22 protein-coding genes are annotated in these 21886 nt (G+C 34.1%); 21 read left to right on the top strand and 1 reads right to left on the bottom strand.

What is annotated here, in order from left to right:
• Positions 1 to 54 precede the first annotated feature (54 nt).
• The 14 genes from FP432_RS03245 (at position 55) to mreD (ending at position 14771) form a co-directional block, all read left to right on the top strand.
• A complete protein-coding gene (locus FP432_RS03245; protein WP_265489421.1) occupies positions 55 to 591 on the top strand; it encodes a hypothetical protein in 537 nt (178 codons plus the stop codon).
• 1 nt (position 592) lies between these two features.
• Positions 593 to 1192: a hypothetical protein gene (locus FP432_RS03240; RefSeq protein ID WP_265489420.1), complete on the top strand. Its 600-nt coding sequence runs from the start codon at positions 593 to 595 to the stop codon at positions 1190 to 1192.
• An 18-nt stretch (positions 1193 to 1210) separates the two neighbouring features.
• Entirely contained in the window at positions 1211 to 1978 is a 768-nt protein-coding gene (locus tag FP432_RS03235; protein WP_265489596.1) for a DUF3114 domain-containing protein, read from the top strand.
• A complete protein-coding gene (locus FP432_RS03230; RefSeq protein ID WP_265489419.1) occupies positions 1965 to 2579 on the top strand; it encodes a hypothetical protein in 615 nt (204 codons plus the stop codon). Before FP432_RS03235 ends, FP432_RS03230 begins: the two co-directional genes overlap by 14 nt.
• A gap of 193 nt (positions 2580 to 2772) precedes the next feature.
• Entirely contained in the window at positions 2773 to 4713 is a 1941-nt protein-coding gene (locus FP432_RS03225; RefSeq protein ID WP_265489418.1) for a M13 family metallopeptidase, read from the top strand.
• 4 nt (positions 4714 to 4717) lie between these two features.
• On the top strand, positions 4718 to 5440 hold the full coding sequence (locus FP432_RS03220) for a pseudouridine synthase (protein ID WP_265489417.1): 723 nt from the start codon (positions 4718 to 4720) through the stop codon (positions 5438 to 5440).
• A gap of 122 nt (positions 5441 to 5562) precedes the next feature.
• Positions 5563 to 6681, top strand: coding sequence for a zinc ribbon domain-containing protein (locus FP432_RS03215; RefSeq protein ID WP_265489416.1), 1119 nt, complete (start codon positions 5563 to 5565; stop codon positions 6679 to 6681).
• A gap of 300 nt (positions 6682 to 6981) precedes the next feature.
• Complete coding sequence (locus FP432_RS03210) at positions 6982 to 9621, top strand: valine--tRNA ligase (RefSeq protein WP_265489415.1); 2640 nt, start codon at positions 6982 to 6984, stop codon at positions 9619 to 9621.
• A complete protein-coding gene (locus tag FP432_RS03205; protein ID WP_265489414.1) occupies positions 9621 to 10880 on the top strand; it encodes a bifunctional folylpolyglutamate synthase/dihydrofolate synthase in 1260 nt (419 codons plus the stop codon). Before FP432_RS03210 ends, FP432_RS03205 begins: the two co-directional genes overlap by 1 nt.
• Complete coding sequence (locus FP432_RS03200; protein WP_265489413.1) at positions 10870 to 11547, top strand: HAD family hydrolase; 678 nt, start codon at positions 10870 to 10872, stop codon at positions 11545 to 11547. The genes FP432_RS03205 and FP432_RS03200 overlap by 11 nt, the downstream gene beginning before the upstream one ends.
• A 29-nt stretch (positions 11548 to 11576) precedes the next feature.
• The gene (locus FP432_RS03195) at positions 11577 to 12200 is read left to right on the top strand and encodes a JAB domain-containing protein (protein WP_265489412.1); all 624 of its coding nucleotides are present in this window, start codon (positions 11577 to 11579) and stop codon (positions 12198 to 12200) included.
• 135 nt (positions 12201 to 12335) lie between these two features.
• Entirely contained in the window at positions 12336 to 13337 is a 1002-nt protein-coding gene (locus tag FP432_RS03190) for a rod shape-determining protein (RefSeq protein WP_265489411.1), read from the top strand.
• 46 nt (positions 13338 to 13383) lie between these two features.
• Complete coding sequence (gene mreC / locus FP432_RS03185) at positions 13384 to 14235, top strand: rod shape-determining protein MreC (RefSeq protein ID WP_265489410.1); 852 nt, start codon at positions 13384 to 13386, stop codon at positions 14233 to 14235.
• Positions 14235 to 14771, top strand: a complete 537-nt coding sequence (mreD, locus tag FP432_RS03180) for a rod shape-determining protein MreD (RefSeq protein WP_265489409.1) — start codon at positions 14235 to 14237, stop codon at positions 14769 to 14771. Before mreC ends, mreD begins: the two co-directional genes overlap by 1 nt.
• Before the next feature lie 41 nt (positions 14772 to 14812).
• On the opposite strand, the gene FP432_RS03175 is transcribed toward mreD, so the two are convergent.
• Positions 14813 to 14938 carry a DUF4044 domain-containing protein gene (locus FP432_RS03175; protein WP_265489407.1) on the bottom strand — a complete coding sequence of 42 codons (126 nt, stop codon included), beginning with the start codon at positions 14936 to 14938 and terminating at the stop codon, positions 14813 to 14815.
• Positions 14939 to 15043: 105 nt separating this feature from the next.
• On the opposite strand from FP432_RS03175, the gene FP432_RS03170 reads away from it, so the two are divergent.
• The 7 genes from FP432_RS03170 to murD all read left to right on the top strand — a co-directional run bounded on the left by FP432_RS03170 (position 15044) and on the right by murD (position 21885).
• On the top strand, positions 15044 to 15379 hold the full coding sequence (locus tag FP432_RS03170; RefSeq protein WP_265489406.1) for a DUF3397 family protein: 336 nt from the start codon (positions 15044 to 15046) through the stop codon (positions 15377 to 15379).
• Between the two features lie 174 nt (positions 15380 to 15553).
• Positions 15554 to 15985, top strand: coding sequence for a division/cell wall cluster transcriptional repressor MraZ (mraZ, locus tag FP432_RS03165; RefSeq protein ID WP_265489405.1), 432 nt, complete (start codon positions 15554 to 15556; stop codon positions 15983 to 15985).
• A gap of 5 nt (positions 15986 to 15990) precedes the next feature.
• The gene (gene rsmH / locus FP432_RS03160) at positions 15991 to 16938 is read left to right on the top strand and encodes a 16S rRNA (cytosine(1402)-N(4))-methyltransferase RsmH (RefSeq protein ID WP_265489404.1); all 948 of its coding nucleotides are present in this window, start codon (positions 15991 to 15993) and stop codon (positions 16936 to 16938) included.
• A 24-nt stretch (positions 16939 to 16962) separates the two neighbouring features.
• Positions 16963 to 17328 carry a cell division protein FtsL gene (gene ftsL / locus FP432_RS03155; RefSeq protein ID WP_265489403.1) on the top strand — a complete coding sequence of 122 codons (366 nt, stop codon included), beginning with the start codon at positions 16963 to 16965 and terminating at the stop codon, positions 17326 to 17328.
• Positions 17328 to 19484: a penicillin-binding protein gene (locus FP432_RS03150; RefSeq protein WP_265489402.1), complete on the top strand. Its 2157-nt coding sequence runs from the start codon at positions 17328 to 17330 to the stop codon at positions 19482 to 19484. Before ftsL ends, FP432_RS03150 begins: the two co-directional genes overlap by 1 nt.
• A 16-nt stretch (positions 19485 to 19500) precedes the next feature.
• Positions 19501 to 20469 carry a phospho-N-acetylmuramoyl-pentapeptide-transferase gene (gene mraY / locus FP432_RS03145; RefSeq protein WP_265489595.1) on the top strand — a complete coding sequence of 323 codons (969 nt, stop codon included), beginning with the start codon at positions 19501 to 19503 and terminating at the stop codon, positions 20467 to 20469.
• 27 nt (positions 20470 to 20496) lie between these two features.
• The gene (gene murD, locus FP432_RS03140) at positions 20497 to 21885 is read left to right on the top strand and encodes a UDP-N-acetylmuramoyl-L-alanine--D-glutamate ligase (RefSeq protein ID WP_265489401.1); all 1389 of its coding nucleotides are present in this window, start codon (positions 20497 to 20499) and stop codon (positions 21883 to 21885) included.
• The last annotated feature ends 1 nt before the right edge of the window (position 21886 follow it).

Raw genomic sequence — 21886 nt, 5'->3', positions numbered from 1 at the left:
GGAGCAAATTATCATAACCGTACTTTGAAAGGGCAATTTAAGTATACTGACAACATGAAAGTGCAACTCAAAAGGGACAGTAAAAAAGAAAAAAATAATGATGCGCGAATGATTGAGTACATTTTTAATATTCAAACTGGACAAATTGTGAGTGAATGGAACGCCTATGATAAGCACATGCATAATGGAAAAATAGATTCAAATCCAGCGGATTATACTGATAAAGAATTGTATCAAATAGCAAATACAGAATCATTTAACTATGGGGTACCAAAAGGAAAATATGAACTCTCAGCTGAATATGATAGTACACATAATGCACTTGATATTAATCATCCGCAGGATCCAGCTCTTAGAGATGCAGCGACTAATAAGTATGTTTCTGAAAGAGATGTAGATGATAAGAAAAAGAGTGGAAATTATGTCAATATTGTTGGAGCAGGCGGAGAGAAGGATGTAGAAGCTTGGAATAAGATACCGGATAGAGAGAAGCCGAAGAAATATAAGGGATATGTTAAATGGGTGAAGAATAATAAAAGAGATAATCAATTTGCGGGATTTTACGAGTATGTGAAAGGAGAAAAAAAGTAAGATGAAAAATGTAAAAATTATTTTTGCCATGTTTGTCCTTTTTCTAATCGAGAGTGTTGCTGGTTGTGTAAATACCCAAGAAACAATTAATGAAAATATAAAAAAGGCAAATATTGTAACATTGCATTTGCAAAAATCAGGGGTAAAACTTTACTTTAATTTGGCTGCTAAAAAACTATATGGAGATAGTCAAGGGGTGAAGAATAATACAGTCTATGATTACGATGATAATTATCAGGATAAATTGTTAGGCTTTAATTATACGAAAAAAATAAATCTATTGTACCCATTAATTGCGGATAAAACTACCGTAGGTGAAGTGAAAAGATCAGATTATGTAATAGTAAAAAATGTAAAAAATAATTCAGAACAAAAAAAATTAATGGATTTTCTACATGACTATGGCTTTAAAGGATATAGAGTAAAAATATTTTATAATCATGACTGCTTGCCAGTAAAAGTTCAGTTAATAGATAGAGAGACAAATAAATGGAAAACAATTGCAAAGTATTCTTATCCTCGTATAACGGCTAAGCAGTATGAAAAAAATTGGAAAGAATATGTGAAGAAAATAAAAGCAGGGGACTTTTTGGATGAATAGATGCAGTTAAATATTTAAATTAAGCTTGAAGGCAAAGTCCTCCACTTATTTAGATCCTATCTTGATCGTACTTATATTCAATATATTAGAAATTATGATGGTAAGCAACACAATTTACCGAGGAATGCGAGTGATTATCAACGCTTCTTGCAATCCTTAAAAGATAATAACCTTAAGGCGGATTACCAGACTGGAGTGAATTATCATAATCGAACTTTGAAAGGGCAATATAAGTATACTGAGAATATGAAAGTGCAACTCACACAAGATAGTAAAAAAGATAAAAATAATGATGCACGAATGATCGAATTTATTTTCAATATTCAAACTGGACAAACTGTAAGTGAATGGAACGCCTATGATAAACACATGCATAATGGAAAAATAGATCCGAATCCAGCAGATTATACAGAGAAAGAATTGTATCAAATAGCGAATACTGAATCATTTAACTATGGGGTACCAAAAGGAAAATATGAACTCTCAGCTGAATATGATAGTACGCATAATAAGCTTGATATACATCATCCACAGGATCCAGTTCTTAGAGATGTGGCAACTCACAAGTATGTTTCTGAAAGAGATGTAGATGATAAGAAAAAGAGTGGGAATTATGTCAATATTGTTGGAGCAGGTGGAGAGAAAGATGTGAAAGCCTGGAATAAGATACCGGATAGAGAGAAGCCAAAGAAATATAAGGGATATGTTAAATGGGTGAAAGATAGTCATGGTGCAAGAGCATTTTCGGGATTTAACGAATATATAAAAGAGAATGAAAAATACTAAAATGAAAAAAATTAAGTTTATTTATATATTATTTTCGTTTATTTTTATAGGAACTATTACTGGCTGTACAAATAACCAAGCAATAATTAAAGAAAAGATTGATAAGGCTAATTATGTTCGAATTTATTTGCCATCATCCGGCATAAGTCTAGATATGAATTTATCGACAAAGCAGTGGTATGGGTACAAATGGGTGGTTAAAGATAGTCTACTTTATACTTATGACGGCAAAGTTAGAGATAATAAGTTGAGTTTTAACTATTTTAGAAACTTATATTTTTTATATCCGATACTGGAAGATCGAATCACAACTAGTGAAGTAAAAAAATCTAACTATGTAATAGTAAAAAATGTAAAAAATAGGCCTGAACAAAAAAAGATAGTTGATGTCTGGCATGATGATGGATTTAAAGGATATAAAGTAAAAATATTTTACAATCATGATTGTTTACCAGTAAAAGTTCAACTAATAGATAGAGAAACAAATAAATGGGAAACAATAGCCAAATATTCCTATCCTCATATAACGGCCAAAGAGTATGAAAAGAATTGGAAAGAATATGTGAAGGAGATAAAAGCAGGGGATTTTTTAGACGAATAAACTATCGAAGAATGGTTCCATCAATGATGGAGCTTTTGTCTATAATTGATCTTAATTGCTGATTACTACTCTTTAGATTGCCTATAATAGTTTAAGTTTAATTTACTTCGTGCCAATTTTTGTAAATAATGTGCTATAGTTTAAAATAAACTTAGAAAGATAATAATTAATTTAATAATAAATGGTGATAATAATGAAGAATAATTTTACGATTCGTGGCGGTGCGGGTGATTTAACTGAACTGAATACTACTACTCGACCTCAAGATAATCTTTACTTGGCGGTTAATTCTGCTTGGCAAAAAGATGCAGTAATTCCAGCTGACCGAACTGAAATTGGTGTGAATACTGAAATTGATATGCGAATTGAAAAAAGAATGATGGCTGATCTTGATAATTTAGCTGTGGGAAAAGAAGAGTTGCCAAAGATTCAAGATTTAGAAAAGGGCTTGAATCTATATAAACTTGCTCTTGATTTTGATCGACGTAATCAAGATGGAGCAGAACCAATTAAGGCTGACCTAAAAAAATTAATGGACCTGGCTAATTTTGACCAATTTAATCAAAATGCAAGTTCATTAAATGAAATAACTAGCTTGCCGTTTTCATTTGATGTTGAGGCTGATATGAAGAATACTCAGGAGCATGTTTTTGAGTTTGGTGGTCCAGCTACTTTCTTACCTGACACTACTAGTTATCAACAAGGCGATGCTAAAAAGCTACTCGGTATTTTGGAAAAGCAGTCAATTAACTTGTTAACAATGGCTGGAGTTGATGAAACAGCAGCTGCTAAATATGTCAAAGATGCTTTAGCCTTTGATCAAAAATTAGCTAAGGTGGTTAAGTCAACAGAAGAGTGGGCAGATTATCCAGCAGCTTATAATCCTTATTCTTTACAAGACTTTTTGGCTAAATTTAAGTCATTTGATATGAAAGAATTTTTAAGTAAGATTTTACCTGTTCTGCCAGAGAAGGTAATTGTTCTAGAACCTAGATTTTTGGATCATGCTGAAGAATTAATCAATCCTGCTAATTTTGAAGAAATTAAAGGCTGGATGATTACAAAATTTATTAATAATGTGGCAACTTACCTATCTCAAAGTTTCCGTGAAGCAGCGTTCCCTTATCAACAAGCTATTAGTGGGCAAACAGAATTAACACCACAAAAGCGTCATGCTTACTATCTAGCAAATAGTTCTTTTAGCGAAGTTTTTGGGGTTTACTATGGTAAGAAGTATTTTGGCGAAGAAGCCAAAGCTGATGTAACCGACATGATTCAACGCATGATTAAGGTCTATGAAGAACGAATACAGGCTAATAATTGGTTATCTGAAGCAACCAAAGAAAAAGCGATTGTTAAGTTACGTGCCTTAGTACTCAAAATTGGCTATCCTGAAAAAATAGAAGAAGTATATGATTTAATTCAAGTAGATCCAACTAAGAACCTATATGAAAATGAAAAAAATATTGCCCAAGTCGTTGAAAAATATAATTTAGCTCAATTAACTAAACCAGTTGATCGTTCCGTATGGCTCATGCCAGGGAATATGAATAATGCCTGCTATGATCCACAAAGAAATGACATTACTTTCCCAGCTGGAATTTTGCAAGCTCCATTTTATGATTTAAATCAATCTCGTGGGACTAATTATGGTGGAATTGGCGCAACTATTGCTCATGAAATTTCTCATGCTTTTGATAATAATGGTGCTAAGTTTGATGAACATGGAAACATGAAGAACTGGTGGACCGATGAAGACTTTAAAGAATTTAACAAACGGACACAGGCAGTCATTGATATTTATGATGGGTTAAGCTATGGACCAAGTAAACTTAATGGTAAGCAAGTTGTTGCTGAAAATATTGCTGATCTTGGTGGTCTTTCTTGTGCAATTCAGGCGAATAAGCAAGAAGGCGGAAGTATGAAGGAATTGTTTGAAAATTATGCTCGTTCTTGGGCTCAAAAACAACGTCCAGAAGCAATTAAAACAGAAATTGCGGTCGATGTGCATGCGCCTCAACCAACAAGAGTTAATATTCCGGCCCAGTGTCAAGATGAATTCTTTGAAACTTTTGATGTAAAGGAAACTGATGGGATGTGGCTTGATCCTGATCAAAGAGTAAAGATCTGGTAAAATTATGCGAATTGATAAATATTTAGCCAATATGAATGTTGGTTCTAGAAAAGAAGTTCATAAATTAATCAAAGCCGGTAGCGTCACGATTAATGGGCAAAAGGTCAAAACACCTAAGGAAAAAGTAAAAGAGAATGATCTGGTCGAAGTAAATGGTCAAGAGATAGCTTATCAGCAGTATCATTATTTTTTATTTAATAAACCAAAAGGAGTCTTGTCTGCTACTGAAGATTTACACCAAAAGACTGTCATTGATTTATTGAAGAGCAAAGATAGGTACAAAGGTTTAGCACCAGTTGGTAGATTGGATAAAGATACCACGGGATTATTATTGATTACAAATGATGGACAATTGAATCATGAATTATTAGCACCGACTAAGCACGTTGATAAAGTATATGAAGCATTAGTTGCAGGACAAGTTAGTCAGCAGACAGTAGAAGATTTTGCAGCTGGAATGAAGTTAAAAGATGATACAGTTTTAAAACCAGCAAAATTGGAAATTCTAAGCGTTGATGAAAGTCAGGATCGAAGTAAGATTCGAATTACAATCAAGGAAGGTAAGTACCATCAAATTAAGCGTATGTTTGGTGCAGTAGGGATGAAGGTCCTTGAACTAGATCGTTTACAAATGGGCAGTTTACATTTAGATCCGCAATTAAAGCGGGGACAATACCGTGAACTGACTGAAGCAGAATTGGAAAAATTGAAAAAGTCTGGGGAGTAATCCCTAGACTTTTAATCTTTAGAGAAGATTATTTTTAGATAATAGCTTCATTGACATAGATGAAATTTAAAAGGTAAACTGATTGCTAGATTAATAATTGCAACTAACGAGGAGAAAGAATATTGAAGAAATTTTGTCCTAATTGTGGGAAACCAGTTAAAGACAGTGATAATGTTTGTGGAAACTGTGGCTATCAGTTAAAGAAAAAAGAAATTAATTCTTCACCAGTTAATAAGTTTGAAACTAAAGATAATTCTAATTTATCAAGTAATAATACAGTGCCACCTACCCGTGCCAATTTTAAGGTAAAGAAACCTAATAATAAAAAAATCATGTGGATTTGTGGTGGCGTTTTAGCTGTCGTAATTATTGGTGGAGGGATCTTTGCTGGCCATCAATATTTAAATAATAAGAATGCTGAAGTTAAAACTGTCCAAAGTAAGAAGCCAACTACAAAGAAAGCGACACCTTCTACTAAAAAGCAGACCCAAAATACTCATCAAACTTCTTCTGAATATAGTAATGATGAATGGATGATGATGGGGTATATTGCCTATAAAGCCAAGGATTCAGATTCAGCTAGTGCAATTGATGAAGTAAAAGATTATTTTAAAGATGGCGAATTAACTGCACAAAAGAATTCGTCTAATTCATATACTTTATCCAATGAATATGGCAGTGTGGATGTTGATGTTAAAAAAGATGAAGTTGTGGTTTCTAATGATGGAACTACTACCTTTTCTAAGGATAGCTTAAAGAATACATTTGGTGATGACATGAGTATAATCAAGTCATTAATCAAAAATATCTCTTCTTCAAAGTCTACGGATGCTGATGATAATGATTCTGACGCTGGTCACTGGAAGTCTGGTATTCCTGCTGATATCGTTGGGGAATATAGTGATGAGGATCTTCCACGAACTCAAGAACCTACTGATGTTTACTCATTTCGGCCTGATCATTTAACTTATTGGACATCAGGCATGCCAACTAATTTTGCAAGTAATATAAAGTATAAAAAATTAGGTGCTGATAAATATAAACTAAAATTTGATGTAATAATGACGGGAGGTCCATTACCTGAAAATAGTCCTAAATTACAAAATGGAGAACCATATCAAGAAAGTACAGAGACCATAACTTTTGAAAAAGTTGGAGAATTATATAATATAAATGGAACAAAAGTTGAAAAAGTTTCTTCAACTAAATTTACACTACCGGTTTCTCCAGGAGAACGATAAATGGATTGATAAAAATTGAGTTCTTTTTTATTTAACGCAAACATGCTATAATTTTTAACAAAGCAAGAACTAAGAGGTACGAATTTCATTAACAGAGAAAGGCCAGGTTGCTGAAAGGCTGGAAATTTGTTTGTAGCTTAGTTAGCTGAATAGCTGAATTAATAAGTAAGTTATGCCGTTTATTTGCAACGTTACCGCATTCAAGAGAGATACATAATGTATCTAACTTAGGTGGTACCGCGGTTATTAGAATTCAATCGTCCTAGACTAATGTCTAGGACTTTTTTTATGGAGGAAATTATGTCAGAACTAGCACCTAAATACAACCCAACTGAGGTTGAAAAAGGTAGATACCAAAAATGGCTTGATGAAGATTTATTTAAGCCATCTGGTGATAAAAAAGCTCACCCTTATTCAATTGTTATCCCTCCACCAAATGTAACTGGTAAATTACACTTGGGTCACGCATGGGATACTGCAATTCAAGATACTTTGATTCGTTTAAAGAGAATGCAAGGTTATGATACCTTGTACTTACCAGGAATGGATCACGCTGGAATTGCAACTCAAGCTAAGGTTGAGGCTCGTTTACGTGAACAAGGTAAGGATCGTCATGAATTAGGACGTGAAAAATTCTTAGAACAAGTTTGGGCTTGGAAAGATGAATACGCAAATATTATTAAGAGCCAATGGTCTAAGCTTGGTTTATCACTTGATTATTCTCGTGAAAGATTTACTTTAGATGATGGTTTATCAAAAGCGGTTAAGAAAGTCTTTGTTAAGCTTTATAATGAAGGCTTAATTTATCGTGGTGAATATATCATTAACTGGGATCCTAAGTTAGAAACTGCCCTAAGTGATATTGAAGTTATTCACAAGGATGATAATGGTGCCTTCTACCACATTAAGTATCCATTTGCTGATGGTTCAGGCTTTGTTGAAATTGCAACTACTCGTCCTGAAACTATGTTTGGTGATACTGCGGTTGCTGTTGCTCCCGGGGATGAAAGATATAAGGACTTAGTTGGGAAGGAATTAATTCTCCCATTAGTAGGTCGTCATATTCCAATTATTGAAGACCAACACGTTGATCCAGAATTTGGTACTGGTCTTGTTAAAATTACTCCAGCTCATGATCCTAACGACTTTGCTGTAGGTAATCGTCACAATCTTGAAAGAATCAATGTGATGAATTCCAATGGTACGATGAATGATAAAGCTGGTAAATATGCAGGTATGGATCGTTTTGAGGCTCGTAAAGCTCTAGTAAAAGATCTAGAAGATGAAGGTTACTTAATTAAAGTAGAGCCTATTGTTCACTCTGTGGGTCACTCAGAACGTTCAGGTGTTCAAGTAGAACCAAGATTATCTACCCAATGGTTTGTTAAGATGAAGCCTTTAGCAGATAAGGTTTTAGAAAACCAAGATAGTGAAAATAAAGTTAACTTTGTTCCTGAAAGATTTGCTCATACTTTAGAGCAATGGATGGAAAACGTTCATGATTGGGTTATTTCACGTCAATTATGGTGGGGCCACCGAATTCCAGCTTGGTACAATAAAAAAACTGGTGAAATGGTCGTACAAGAAGAAGCACCTAAAGATATCGAAAATTGGGAACAAGATCCAGATGTATTAGATACTTGGTTCTCAAGTGCTTTATGGCCATTTTCAACTATGGGTTGGCCTGATACTAATTCAGAAGATTTTAAACGTTACTTCCCTACTAATGCTTTAGTAACTGGTTATGACATTATTTTCTTCTGGGTATCAAGAATGATCTTCCAAAGTTTACACTTTACTGAAGAAAAACCTTTTGATGATGTTGTGTTACACGGTTTAATTCGTGATGAACAAGGACGTAAAATGTCTAAGTCATTGGGTAATGGTATTGATCCAATGGATGTCATTGATAAGTATGGTGCCGATGCACTCCGTTGGTTCTTACTGAATGGTACTGCGCCTGGTCAAGATACTCGTTTTAGTTATACTAAAATGGATGCTGCTTGGAACTTCATTAATAAGATTTGGAATGCTAGTCGTTTCGTAATTATGAACTTGCCAGAAGATGCCCAACCAGCTCATATGCCAGATACAACTAAGTTTGATTTAGCTGATAAGTGGATTTTTGACCGTTTGAATCAGACTGTTGGTGAAGTAACGCACTTATTTGATGAATATCAATTTGGTGAAGCAGGAAGATTACTCTATAATTTTATCTGGAATGACTTCTGTGATTGGTATATTGAAATGGCTAAGGTCGCTTTAAATGGTAATGATGAAGAATTAAAGGCTCGTAAGCAAGAAAACTTAATTTGGATTTTGGATCAAATTTTACGTTTGATGCACCCGATTATGCCATTTGTAACTGAAAAACTTTGGTTGTCAATGCCACATGATGGTGAAAGTATCATGGTTGCTGAATATCCAACTACCCATAAAGAATTTGAAAATTCAGCTGCTAATGAAGAAATGGACTTCTTAATTGAAGTGATTAAGGCAGTACGTAATATTCGTATGGAAGTTAATGCCCCAATGTCATCAGAAATTGATATTTTAATTCAATTAGATGATGAAAAGAACCAACATATTTTGACTGATAATGCAGAATATGTTGAAAACTTCTTACATCCTAAGACTTTGAAGGTAAGCACAAGTGTTGATGCACCAAAACTTGCTAAGAATGCGGTTGTTCCAGGTGCGCAAATCTTTGTTCCATTAACTGAATTAGTCAATGTTGATGACGAAATTGCCAAGATGGAAAAAGAAGAAAAACGTCTTGAAGATGAAGTTGTACGTGCTGAAAAGAAATTAGCTAATAAAGGATTTGTTGATCATGCACCAGCAGCTGTTGTTGATAAAGAAAAGGCTAAGAAGGCTGATTATGAAAGTCAATTAGCTGGCGTCCGTCAACGTATTCAAGAATTAAAAGAAAGTAATTAATGAAAGTTCAAGAAGTAATTAACCAGATTGAACATTTGCCTAAGCTCCATGAAAAGAATGATCTTTCCTATATTAAGGAAGTATTAGCTTATTTAGGTAATCCCCAAAATAAAGTTAAAACAATTCATGTAACTGGGACAAATGGGAAGGGGTCTACTGCTTATTACATTACTAATCTTTTAAAAAAGGCTGGTTTAAAAACCGGCCTTTTTGTATCACCTTATATTTCTAAATTTAATGAAAGAATTCAAGTAAATTTGGAATTGATAAGTGATGAAGATTTAATCAATGCCTATCAAGTAGTAAATCAAGCAATTAATCAAATCAGAAAAAGTAAACCGCAATTTAGCTTAGTAACATTTGAATTTGAAACTGCAATGGCATTTTGGCTGTTTGCGTATAAAAAAAGTGATTATGCTGTAATTGAAGTTGGGATTGGTGGTGAACACGATAAAACTAATGTAATTAATCCTGAAGTAAGTGTAATTACTTCAATTGGTTTAGATCATGAAGATATTATTGGGCCAACCATTAAAGATATCGCCCGTGAAAAAAGTGGCATTATTAAAGAACATAAACCAGTAGTACTTGGAAAGATTGATACTGAACCAGAGGAAATTTTAAAAGGAAAAGCACAAGAAGTTAAAGCAAGTTATTTTCAATATGGAAAAGATTTTAAAATAGAAATTATTGGAGCAAAAAAGGTATATTTCTCTAATAATAAATATAATCTTTATCTTGCTTTTCGTTCTGACGTCGAAGCAATTGATATGGCGCTTGCCATTGAAGTTGTTACTCTTTTATCACTCAAATTAAGTGCTCAAGAAATAAGTGAGACCCTTAATACAACAGTAATTCCAGGCCGTTATCAAGTTATTCAAGAGCAGCCAATGATTATTCTTGATGGAGCCCATAATGTGCAAGCAATTAGTAATTTGTTAAACTATGTCCGAAAAGTCCCACATCAAAATCTATATTTTTTAATGGGAATGATGAAGGACAAGGATCTTGAAGAAGTATTTTCTGAATTTAAGTCTTCTGAAAAGCTCATTTTAACTAGAATTAATTATCCTAGAGCAGCAAAACTTGAGGATTTTCCCAGCTCGATTAGGAATAGAGCGAAGTATATTGAAGACTTTAAAGCCGCCTTTGACCTAGCTAAGAATAAGTTAGAAAAGCATGATATCTTAATTGTAACTGGATCTTTTTATTTGGTTGGTGCAATCTTAAATTACTGGGAGGAAAAAGATGAAAGTTAAAGGACTTAAAAATGACATCCAAGGACTAATTTTTGATATGGATGGTCTTTTGGTAGATTCAGAAAAGTTGTATTGGCAAGCTAATGTGCAGGCAGCGCATGAGTTTAACTTAAATATTCCTGATGATTCATATTTAAAATTAATTGGTGCCAGTAATGAACAAATGGAAAAATTTTATCACCAATATTTTCCAAACCATCAAGTAAGAGATGAATTCATCAAAAGAACAGACGAGATAGTTTGGCAATGGAGCGATCAAGGTAAACTAAAATTGCGTCCAGGAGTTCAGAAAGCATTAGATTTTTTTGATGAGCAAAATTTAAAAATGGGAATGGCTTCAAGCAATTATCAAAAAGTAGTTGATAAATTTGTGTGGCTGACAGGAATTAGACAGTATTTTAAATTTAGACTCAGTTATAAAGATGTTTTGGAAAATCAGTTAAAGCCCAAACCTGCTCCTGATATTTATTTAATGGCACAAGAAAAATTAGCTCTTCCTAAAGAAAATTTATTAATTTTTGAAGATTCTAGTACTGGAGTAATGGCAGCTAAAAATGCAGGTATTAATTGTGTCATGATTCCTGATTTAAAGGAGCCAACAGCTGCTGATAAAGAATATGCGTTAATTTATGACAGTTTCGATAAGTTCTTAAGTCAAGTTAAGTAGTTTTGTCGTAATAAGGGATGGAGGTATTTATGAAAGAAAAAAATTTTAATCCTTATCCTTTGCAAAGTGACAAAGAATTGATGATTAGCTTGTTTAATTATTTTGAACAGATGCAAGTTATGAATTTTGCCCAACTTCAGACTTGGCTAAATGAAATGAAAATTTCCGATTTTAAAGATCTCTGGGAATTTGCGCGCAGTAAAAATTGCGGGCCGCAATTAGCTCTCTGTGTAGAACTAATTTATAAGCGCATTAAGCAAGTCGAAGCAGGAAAATTAGAAGCTTTTTGTTCAAGTTCACAGGTAGGATACTATTTGTGTGATAAACTTTGTGGTCAAGAGCAAGAACAATTATTTGTGATTTTTTTAAATACTAAAAATAAAATTATTGCTGAAAAATTAGTATTTCAAGGAACTTTAAACAAAGCTATAGTTCATCCCCGTGATATTTTTAGGTGGGCTGTTTTATATAATTGCGCTGGCTTTATTTTGGTACATAATCATCCTAGTGGAGACAACACACCATCTCACCAAGACATTGAAATTTCTAAAAAAATCAAGGCTGCAAGTGTAATGATGGGGCTAGAATTTATTGATCATTTCATCGTGACTGATAAGAATTATCTCAGTATGCGTGAAGCAAATTTGTTATAGATTCTCTTAAGGTTTTTAAATTCTTAAAGCTAAGAGGTAAGTTTAAGTTTTGTATGCTATAATTACAGGGACTAAATACCGACAAATTTAGCATTAATTAAGAAAATAAATTAACTAATTAAGGAGAGATCTAACGTGTTTGGATTTGGAAGTAAGAATATTGGTATTGATTTAGGTACAGCCAATACTCTCGTTTATACTGAAGGAAAAGGTATTGTTTTAAGAGAACCATCAGTAGTAGCAAAGAATACACAAACTGGTGAAGTTATTTCTGTAGGTTCTGAAGCAAAAGAAATGATTGGTAGAACGCCTGCTTCAATTAAGGCTATTCGTCCAATGAAAGATGGTGTAATTGCTGATTACGATACTACTGCTGCAATGCTCAAGTACTTTATTGAAAAGACAGTTGGCAATTCAAAACCAGCAGCAATGATTTGTGTTCCTTCTGGAGTTACTGAAGTTGAAAAGCGTGCCGTAATTGATGCAGCTAGAGTTGCAGGAGCTCGCGAAGCTTATGTTATTGAAGAACCATTTGCAGCTGCGATTGGTGCTGGACTTCCAGTTATGGATCCAACTGGTTCAATGGTTGTCGATATTGGTGGTGGTACTACTGATGTAGCTACTATTTCTTTAGGTGGAATTGTTTCATCACGTTCAACTAGAATGGCAGGAGATAAATTTAATAGTGCTATTTCAGCCTATATTCACCAAAACTTTAATTTATTAATTGGTGAACGTACAGCTGAAGCTATTAAGATGCAAATTGGTTCAGCATCTATTGAAAAAGCTAGCGAAATTGAATCATTAAATATCCGTGGACGTGATTTAGTAACAGGTTTACCAAAATCCATTGATATTGATGCTGTTGATATTGCTAAAGCTATTCAAGAAGTGGTTCAAAGCATTATTGTTGCAATTAAAGAAACTCTTGAAGAAACTTCTCCTGAAATTGCTGCTGATGTAATTGACCACGGAATTGTTTTAACTGGTGGTGGTGCGTTACTAAAGAATCTTCCAGAAGTTATCTCAGATGCTACAAAAGTTCCTGTCTTTATTGCACAAGATCCACTTGATTGTGTTGCCATTGGAACCGGTGAATCATTAAAGAATATTGAAGTAATGCGTAAAGTTAAGTAAGTAGGGGTCGGCAATTGCCGGCTTTTATTATTAGGATATGTAGTAAATGAAAAAGTTTTTTGGAAATAGAAAAGTTCTAACAATTTTAATTATCATTATTGGGGTTTTGTGCATGCTTTCTATTTCGGTAAGGATGCGAAATAATCGAAAGTCGCCTTTGTTTGTACAGCGCCTAGGTAACGATACAATGGCAATTGTTAGTCAGGTAGTGGATTGGCCTATCAGATTAGTTTCAGGTGGTGCTGATAGTGTTAGTCAGTTAGTTGAAGCAGAAAATGAAAATGATCATTTAAAGCAACAAATTAATAGTCTTGCCCAAACAAAGGCTAGAAATAGTGCTTTAGAAGCTGAAAATCAACAACTTAAAGATGCTTTAAAACTTAAAGATACTTTGACTAATTATGATATAGTAGATGCAAGTGTTATTTCACGTAGTCCTGATACCTGGTCAGATCTTTTAATTATTAATCAAGGTTCACGAGCTGGCGTTAAAAAGAATATGCCGGTAATGTCAGGTGGAGGCGTAATTGGACGCGTAATTGAAGTTGATACCACTAGTTCAAAGGTTGAGCTAATTACTTCAACAGATAAATCAGCTAATCGTTTTTCAGTTGAAGCTGATTCTACTAGTGGAAAAAAAGTCCATGGCATTATTACTGTTATGAGTAAAAATCAACTTGCATTTACCCAAGTAGTAGATGCAAGTAAGCTAAAAAAGGGTACTAAAATATATACCAGTGGCATGGGTGGTAACTCTCCAAAAGGATTGTTAATTGGAGCTGTTACCAAGACTACACGTGATAGTTTCGGTTTATCGGATATTATTGAAGTTAAGCCTGCAGGAAATTTAAATGATCCATCTGTTGTAAGTGTAATCAAAAGAAAGGTGGAAGAATAGTGACAACATTATGTAAATGGTATGTCGGAATTGCACTATTTTTCGCAATGATTCTTGATGGTTCGTTAGCCCTAGCTTTTCAAAAGGTGTTTTATCATCCTAATTGGGGTGCAGCTTGTTGGTTTACTGTCGTGGGTATTTGCTTAATTGCGCTTTTTGACGATTTGAATAAAAATAATATCTGGTTAGTACTCGGGATAGGAATACTAGCTGATAGTTATTATTTTGGTTATTTTGGTATTTATACTGTTGCTTTTCCGCTGGTATATTTTATCTTACAAAAATTAACGCGCTTTTTACCTGAAACCTTGTGGTTTCGGTTAATTATATGCTTACTTGCCTATTTATTTGTTTCATTATATGTTTTCTTAATTTATGCGATTATAGGAACTCAACAAATTGGCTTTGAGACGTTTTTATTAAGTATTCTTCCAAGTTGGTTAGTTTGTGTAATTATTTTCTTTATTACTTATGCCTTTTGGAAAAATTTAATAGAAAAATATCCATTTTTAGAAAGTCAAAGAACTTATTTATAAATTCCAATAAAAAAGAGAGGGATATGTCCCTCTCTTTTTTATTATTGAATTAGATAAGTAATAGCTGTCGCAACTACGCCGACTAGCGTAATAAGTGCCATCAACCAAGCCATTACAATGGTTAATTTTTGAAAACCTGACTTCTTCTTTTTCTTTCTTCTGCTCATTACCGAACCTCCTAAATTATTTTTTATTCTAGTCCAGCTCTTAAACTTTTGCAATTCTATATTTTAAATTTGAAAAGTAGGGTAAAATATGTAGTGGAGGAAATCATGCAAATTATATGGATTTTTTTATTACCAATATTAGGCTTACTGTTAGATGCTTTAATTGTTAAAGTATTTCCAAAAGCAAAATTTAAGGGATATGATATTTTGCCCCTCTTTTTCATTCCAGCTTGTCAATTGTTGACAACTTTGAAGCATAAGCCTTCGTTTTTACCGTATGGGTTTTTATTCTATTTTATTTTAATTTTAATTGTTACTATTAAGATAGCGGTCCAAAATAAAAATATTTCAATGAAAAAGACTTTGAGACAATTGTGGGATTATTTAATCGCGTGCTCGGTGTTTTGGTATGTTGGTTTATTTATTGTAGTTTTACTTTAAGCCCCACTTATTTTTGTCTAATTTAAGCTTTCTAGTTCTTATGCTAGAAGGCTTTTTTAGTATATATAAATAAAAAGTATTAATAAAATAACTTATTTTTCAAAAAAATGGGAAACTGTGTGGTAGAAAGTGGGGATTTGTGGTAAATTAGAATTTGGAAAGGAGGGCTAGACCATGTTCATGGGTGAATATCATCATAATCTCGATAGCAAAGGGCGGTTGATTATACCAGCCAAGTTTCGTGACGAGATTGGTGAAAAAGTAGTATTTACCCGTGGTATGGAAGGCTGTATTTTTGGTTATCCTTTACCAGAATGGCAAAAAATTGAAGCTAAGTTAGCCAAACTTCCTCTGACAAAGAGAAGTGCGCGTAAGTTTACACGTCTTTTCTACTCAGGAGCGATGGAAACTGAATTCGATAAGCAAGGCCGTGTCAATCTGACCACGACACTGAAAGACCACGCTGAATTGATGAAAGAATGTGTAATCGTTGGGGTATCTGATCGAATTGAAATTTGGTCAGCAGATCGGTGGGAAGATTTTGCCGATGATGCCAACGAAAACTATGACGACATCGCTGAAGACTTGGATGACATCGAGATATAATAATTATGGAATTCAAGCATTATAGTGTACTTTTACACGAAACAATTAGAAATTTAAATCTTAAAGAGAATGGACTTTATGTGGATGCTACATTTGGTGGCGGTGGTCATGCTCGTTATCTCTTGAATCAACTTGATAAGGGAACTTTAGTTGGATTTGATCAAGATGACTATGCTATTGAGGCAGCAAAGTTAAACTTTGCGGATAAAATGGCAGCAGGCAGTGAGCCGAGATTGGAATTAGTTCATGATAATTTTAGTCATTTGAAAGATAATCTAGTAAAGCTAGGTTTTTCTGATGGCATTGATGGAATCTATTATGACTTAGGTGTTTCATCTCCGCAATTTGATCAACCAGAACGGGGGTTTTCTTATCGCTTTGATGCAAGACTAGATATGAGGATGAACCGTGATCAAGAATTAGATGCATATACTATAGTTAATACCTGGAGTCAAAAAGAATTAGCTGACATTCTTTATCAATATGGTGATGAAAAATATTCTCGCCAAATTGCCAGAAAGATTGTTGAAAAAAGACTAGAACATCCTATTGTTACAACTTTTGAACTCGTAGATATTATTAAAGAAGCAATCCCTGCTTTTGCAAGAAGAAGTGGTGGACACCCAGCCAAAAAGACCTTCCAAGCAATTAGAGTTGCTGTGAATAATGAACTGGATGTCTTGAAACAATCACTTGAAGAAGCAATTGAGCTGCTTAAACCAGGTGGTAGGATATGTGTTATTACCTTCCAATCTCATGAAGACAAGATCGTTAAGAATATTTTTAAAAAATATTCCGAAGTGGAGATTCCACGAGGAATGCCAATGGCACCTGCGGATGCCAAACCAACATTGCGACTGGTAAGTCGTAAACCTATCGTGGCAGGTAGTGAAGAATTGAACGAGAATAATCGCTCACACAGTGCCAAGTTGAGGGTTGCAGAAAAGTTATAGGAAATTTATTCTAAGGAGAAAAGTATGGCTGATAGCTCGGCAAAAATATATAATTATCAAGAACCAGTTACTCGAGAGGCTGGGCAGCCACAAAAAAAGATTATTCTTAATCCAAAAAATGTTCCTTTAAATCGATTAGAGAAAACATTGATTGTATTAGGAAGCTTAATCACTTTAGTGATGATGACCTTGTTGGTTTCAGCAAGTATCTCTTCAACTAATGCTCAGCATAAGTTGACCGATTCAGAACAAAGTGTGTTAGCTACACAAAATCGAAATACAGATTTGCGTCAAGAAATTGGTGAATTAACTTCATCATCTCGAATGAATAAAATTGCTAAACAAGAAGGCTTACGCCTAATTGAAAGTAACATTAGGAATGTCCGTTAATGAAAAAATTCAATAATTTGAACAAGAATAGATCCAAAGCCCACGGCTACCGCTTTACGGTGGGGAGAATCCTCCAAGTAGTCCTGGCTTTGGTTTTTCTTGTATTTATAGGTAGATTTTTATATTTAGGCATCTCACGTGATGTCGCAGGCCAAGATATTGCTAAAAGAACTAATGATTTGTATAAGCGTAATGAAGTTTTAAAAGCAACTCGGGGAACTATTTATGATAGTAATGGCTTAACGATTGCTGAAGATTCTCATTCTTATACTGTATATGCGATTCTTGATAAAAGTTCGGTTGATTACAAAAATCGTCCCATGTATGTAAGTGATAAAGAAAAGACTGCCAGTAAACTAGCAGAGGTTTTACCTATTAGTAAAGAAAAAATTCTGAAATACCTTCATCCCAAGCATAAGGCTTATCAAGTAGAATTTGGTAGTGCTGGTTCTGGCTTAACCATGGAACAAAAGAAAAAAATTCAGGCCATGAAATTACCAGGAATTAAATTTGAAGAAACAAATTCTCGTCTTTATCCTAATGGAACCTTTGCTTCCCATATTATCGGATTGGCACAATTACAGAATGATTCTCACAATAGTTCAAGTCAATCATTAGTGGGTACAATGGGAATCGAAGAATATTTTAATAAACAATTAGCTGGAAAAAATGGTTATCGCGAGACTTTCGTTGATGCTGCTCAATACCAAACATCTTCTAATGCACATGTTTATAAACCAAAGCAAGATGGGGATAATATTTATTTAACCCTTGATTCCCAATTACAGACATATATGGAGAACTTATTAGATAATGTTCAAAATAAATATGATCCAAAAAGTCTAACCGCAGTTGTAGAAGATGTAAAAACAGGTAAAATTCTTGCGGCATCTCAACGACCAACATTTGACCCTCAAACCAAGAAGGGGCTTGATTCAAATTGGCGTGATATTTTGATTCAAGATTCATATGAGCCTGGTTCAGTTTTTAAAATTCTTTCAATGACTGCTGCAATTCAGACTGGTACTTATAATCCTAATCAACTTTATCGTTCAGGTTCAATTACTTTAAATGGCTCAACCATCCATGACTGGAATACAAGTGGATGGGGTTCAATTCCAATGTCACAAGCATTTCCTCGTTCAAGTAATGTAGGTATGGCAACGCTCGAACAAGAGATGGGTAATAAGACGTGGAAAGAATACTTAAAGAAATTTCATATTGGCGAAAAAACTAATGTTACTCTTCCTGGAGAAAATCCTGGTTTAGTAAGTGTCAAAAGTAATTTGGACGGTGCCGTTACTTCATTTGGTCAGGGTGTTAATGTAAATGTTATGCAAATGATGCAAGTTTACAGTGCGTTAGCAAATGGCGGTCAGATGATTAAACCACAATTGGTAGATAAAATTGTGTCTCCGGATGGAAAAACAGTCTCATCATTCCATCGTGAAAAAGTTGGTAGTCCAGTCTTTTCTGAAGAAACAGCTAAAAAGACACTTGACTTAATGCAAGATGTTGTAAATAAAGAGTATGGTACAGGACGTGCTTATAAAATAGATGGTACAAGTTTGGCTGTCAAAACGGGAACAGCTCAAATTGCGGGACCAACTGGTGGTTATTTGACAGGTGATAACAACTATGTTTTCTCTGTAGTAGGATTAACGCCAGCTAATGATCCGCGATATTGTGTTTATATTACAATGCGTCAACCACAAAAAATGACTGATGATCCCGAGATGATTTTAGCTCAAATTTTTAAACCTTTAGTTAATAGATTGAGCGTTTCATCTAGCCATGCTTCAGTTACTAAGGTTGAAGTACCAGATGTAACAAATAAGAGTATTAATAAGGCTAAATCTAGCTTAGGTGACAGGGGACTGACAGCTGAAATAATTGGTAATGGTAAAACTGTTGTTCAGCAAGCTACTGCTGCTGGGGTTAAGGTGAATAATGGAACAAAAGTTTTATTATATACAGGTGGTACTGTGAAATGTCCAGACATGAAAGGCTGGACAAAACAAGAAGTAATGAGTTTTAGTTCAGTAACAGGTATCTCGATTACAATTTCTGGTTCAGGCAACAAGGTAACTTCTCAAAATACACCAAAAGATCAGGTAATTAGTCAAAATAGTAAGTTAACGGTAACTTGTAAATAATTTTAAAGGAGTTTAGATTATGCATTTACAGGATAGTTTGATTCCATTTATATCAAGCTTTGTACTGGCTGTCATTAGTTTGCCATTATTTATTGGATATATGATTATGCATAAAGAGGGACAACAAATCAGGGATGAAGGTCCTAAGTGGCATCAGAAAAAGTCAGGTACTCCCACAATGGGTGGTGTAGTATTTGTTTTATCTAGTATTATCTCTTCTATTTGGGTAGGTATCTGGCAACATAATTTAAATAAAAGTATCTGGGTTTTAATTATTGCATTTCTAGGATATGGAATAATTGGATTCTTAGACGATGGGCTCAAGCTCTACTTTAAACGTAATTTAGGATTACGTGCGTGGCAAAAGTTATTGGGGCAAATTATCATCGCTGCTCTTATCATTATTATTGCAGCTGCTGATCATTTTCCATTTGAACTTTATCTTCCATTTATCGGAATGGTAAAAAGCGCAATCCTTTTTATTGCTTTTGTATTATTCTGGTTAGTTGGCTTTTCAAACGCAGTTAACTTGTCTGATGGGTTGGATGGTCTGGCCACCGGATTATCTATTATTGCTTATGGAACTTATGCATTTATGGCTTACCAACAACATGCTTGGGCAGTTTTAATTTTTACTTGTAGTGTGATTGGTGGTCTAGTAGCATTTATTATATATAATCACAAACCTGCCAAAATCTTTATGGGTGATGCTGGTTCTCTTGCATTAGGTGGGGGCTTAGCTGCGGTATCTATTTATTTACACCATCCTTGGTCTTTACTACTCGTGGGAATTGTTTTTGTGGGTGAAACACTTAGTGTGATTTTACAAGTTATTTCCTTCCAAACTACAGGAAAAAGAATTTTCAAAATGACCCCAATTCACCACCATTTTGAAATGCTTGGTTGGTCTGAATGGAAAGTAGACATTGTTTTTTGGATTGTAGGTCTAGTTGGTAGTGCTATCTATTTAATCTGCATTTATTAGGTTTAAATTGTTTGGAGTCGTAGTTAAATGAAACAAGTAAAAACGTATGACGGAAAAAATATTTTAATTTTAGGATTAGGAAAAAGTGGCTTTGCTGTTGCTAAGCTATTATTAAAGCTTGGTGCTAAACTTACTTTAAATGATCAACAAGATTTGAGTGATAATTCAAATGCACTTGAATTAGAAAAAATGGGTGTTCAGGTTATTTCTGGCTATCATCCAGTTGATATTTTTGAAAAAGAAGCTTTTGATTATTTAGTAAAAAATCCTGGAATTCCATATGAAAATCCAATGGTTGAAAAAGCTCAGGCCTTAGATATTCCGGTAATAACAGAGCCGGAAGTTGCTTTGAGTGTAAGTGAAGCCCCATACGTTTGTGTAACAGGTTCAAATGGAAAAACTACTACTGTTATGTTGACTCAGAAAATTATGGATCACCATTTAAGCAAGCAAGGTGGACTTGCCTATGCGGTAGGAAATATTGGTGTGCCAATTTCTGAAGTAGTTGAAAAAGCTACGGCAAAAGATTTATTGGTAGTAGAAATGTCGAGTTTCCAACTACTAGGAGTAACTGATATTAAGCCCAAAATCGCAGCTGTAGTTGATATCTATAATAATGTGCACTTGGATTATCATAAAACATTTGAAAACTATGTTGATGCCAAATTACGAATTACCCAGGCACAAGATGAGAGTGATTACTTTATTGCAAATTGGGATCAAAAAGATATTCTTGAAAAAGAAAAGCAAGCTACAAAAGCAAAAATTATTACTTTTTCTGAAAATGATAGTCATGCTGATTACTATATTGGTGATGAGTATCTTGAAGGAAAAAATGATCATCAATTCATGAAAAAAGATGACATTAAGATTCCTGGTATCCACAATCAACAAAATAGTTTAGTTGCAATTGCAATTTCTAAACTACTTGGTGCAACTAATGATGATATTCAAACAGTTTTAAGTACATTTTCTGGTGCTAAACACCGTCTACAATATGTAACTACTTATAATCAAAGAAGATTTTATAATGATTCTAAATCTACTAATATTGAGGCTGCTAGTGTAGCAATTCCATCATTTAATGTACCTGAAGTATGGATTGCGGGGGGATTAGACCGTGGATTTACTTTTGATGATTTAGTACCATTAATTAAAGAGCATGTTAAAACTGCGGTTCTATATGGAGAAACAAAGTATCTTTTAGCTGATGCAGCTAGAAAAGCTGGAATAAAAGATAGCAATATTATAATTGTAAATACTTTGCAAGAAGCAGTTCCGCGTGCTTACGAAGCAAGTAATGAGGGTGATGTTATTCTCTTTTCACCTGCGTGTGCATCTTGGGATCAATTCAATACGTTTGAAGAACGTGGCGACTATTTTGTAAAATTTATAGAGGATTTAAATACTAAATAAA

This window comes from Lactobacillus sp. PV034, from assembly GCF_014522305.1.
GTDB lineage: Bacteria > Bacillota > Bacilli > Lactobacillales > Lactobacillaceae > Lactobacillus.
This window is presented reverse-complemented; position numbering and strand designations above follow the sequence as displayed.

Coding starts and splice junctions, on each gene's coding strand:
- FP432_RS03220 (WP_265489417.1), top strand. CDS start 4,718: ATGCGAATTGATAAATATTTAGCCAATATGAATGTTGGTTCTAGAAAA.
- FP432_RS03225 (WP_265489418.1), top strand. CDS start 2,773: ATGAAGAATAATTTTACGATTCGTGGCGGTGCGGGTGATTTAACTGAA.
- mreC (WP_265489410.1), top strand. CDS start 13,384: ATGAAAAAGTTTTTTGGAAATAGAAAAGTTCTAACAATTTTAATTATC.
- FP432_RS03205 (WP_265489414.1), top strand. CDS start 9,621: ATGAAAGTTCAAGAAGTAATTAACCAGATTGAACATTTGCCTAAGCTC.
- FP432_RS03200 (WP_265489413.1), top strand. CDS start 10,870: ATGAAAGTTAAAGGACTTAAAAATGACATCCAAGGACTAATTTTTGAT.
- rsmH (WP_265489404.1), top strand. CDS start 15,991: ATGGAATTCAAGCATTATAGTGTACTTTTACACGAAACAATTAGAAAT.
- FP432_RS03240 (WP_265489420.1), top strand. CDS start 593: ATGAAAAATGTAAAAATTATTTTTGCCATGTTTGTCCTTTTTCTAATC.
- FP432_RS03230 (WP_265489419.1), top strand. CDS start 1,965: ATGAAAAATACTAAAATGAAAAAAATTAAGTTTATTTATATATTATTT.
- FP432_RS03245 (WP_265489421.1), top strand. CDS start 55: ATGAAAGTGCAACTCAAAAGGGACAGTAAAAAAGAAAAAAATAATGAT.
- ftsL (WP_265489403.1), top strand. CDS start 16,963: ATGGCTGATAGCTCGGCAAAAATATATAATTATCAAGAACCAGTTACT.
- murD (WP_265489401.1), top strand. CDS start 20,497: ATGAAACAAGTAAAAACGTATGACGGAAAAAATATTTTAATTTTAGGA.
- FP432_RS03195 (WP_265489412.1), top strand. CDS start 11,577: ATGAAAGAAAAAAATTTTAATCCTTATCCTTTGCAAAGTGACAAAGAA.
- FP432_RS03210 (WP_265489415.1), top strand. CDS start 6,982: ATGTCAGAACTAGCACCTAAATACAACCCAACTGAGGTTGAAAAAGGT.
- FP432_RS03150 (WP_265489402.1), top strand. CDS start 17,328: ATGAAAAAATTCAATAATTTGAACAAGAATAGATCCAAAGCCCACGGC.
- mraZ (WP_265489405.1), top strand. CDS start 15,554: ATGTTCATGGGTGAATATCATCATAATCTCGATAGCAAAGGGCGGTTG.
- FP432_RS03175 (WP_265489407.1), bottom strand. CDS start 14,938: ATGAGCAGAAGAAAGAAAAAGAAGAAGTCAGGTTTTCAAAAATTAACC.
- FP432_RS03170 (WP_265489406.1), top strand. CDS start 15,044: ATGCAAATTATATGGATTTTTTTATTACCAATATTAGGCTTACTGTTA.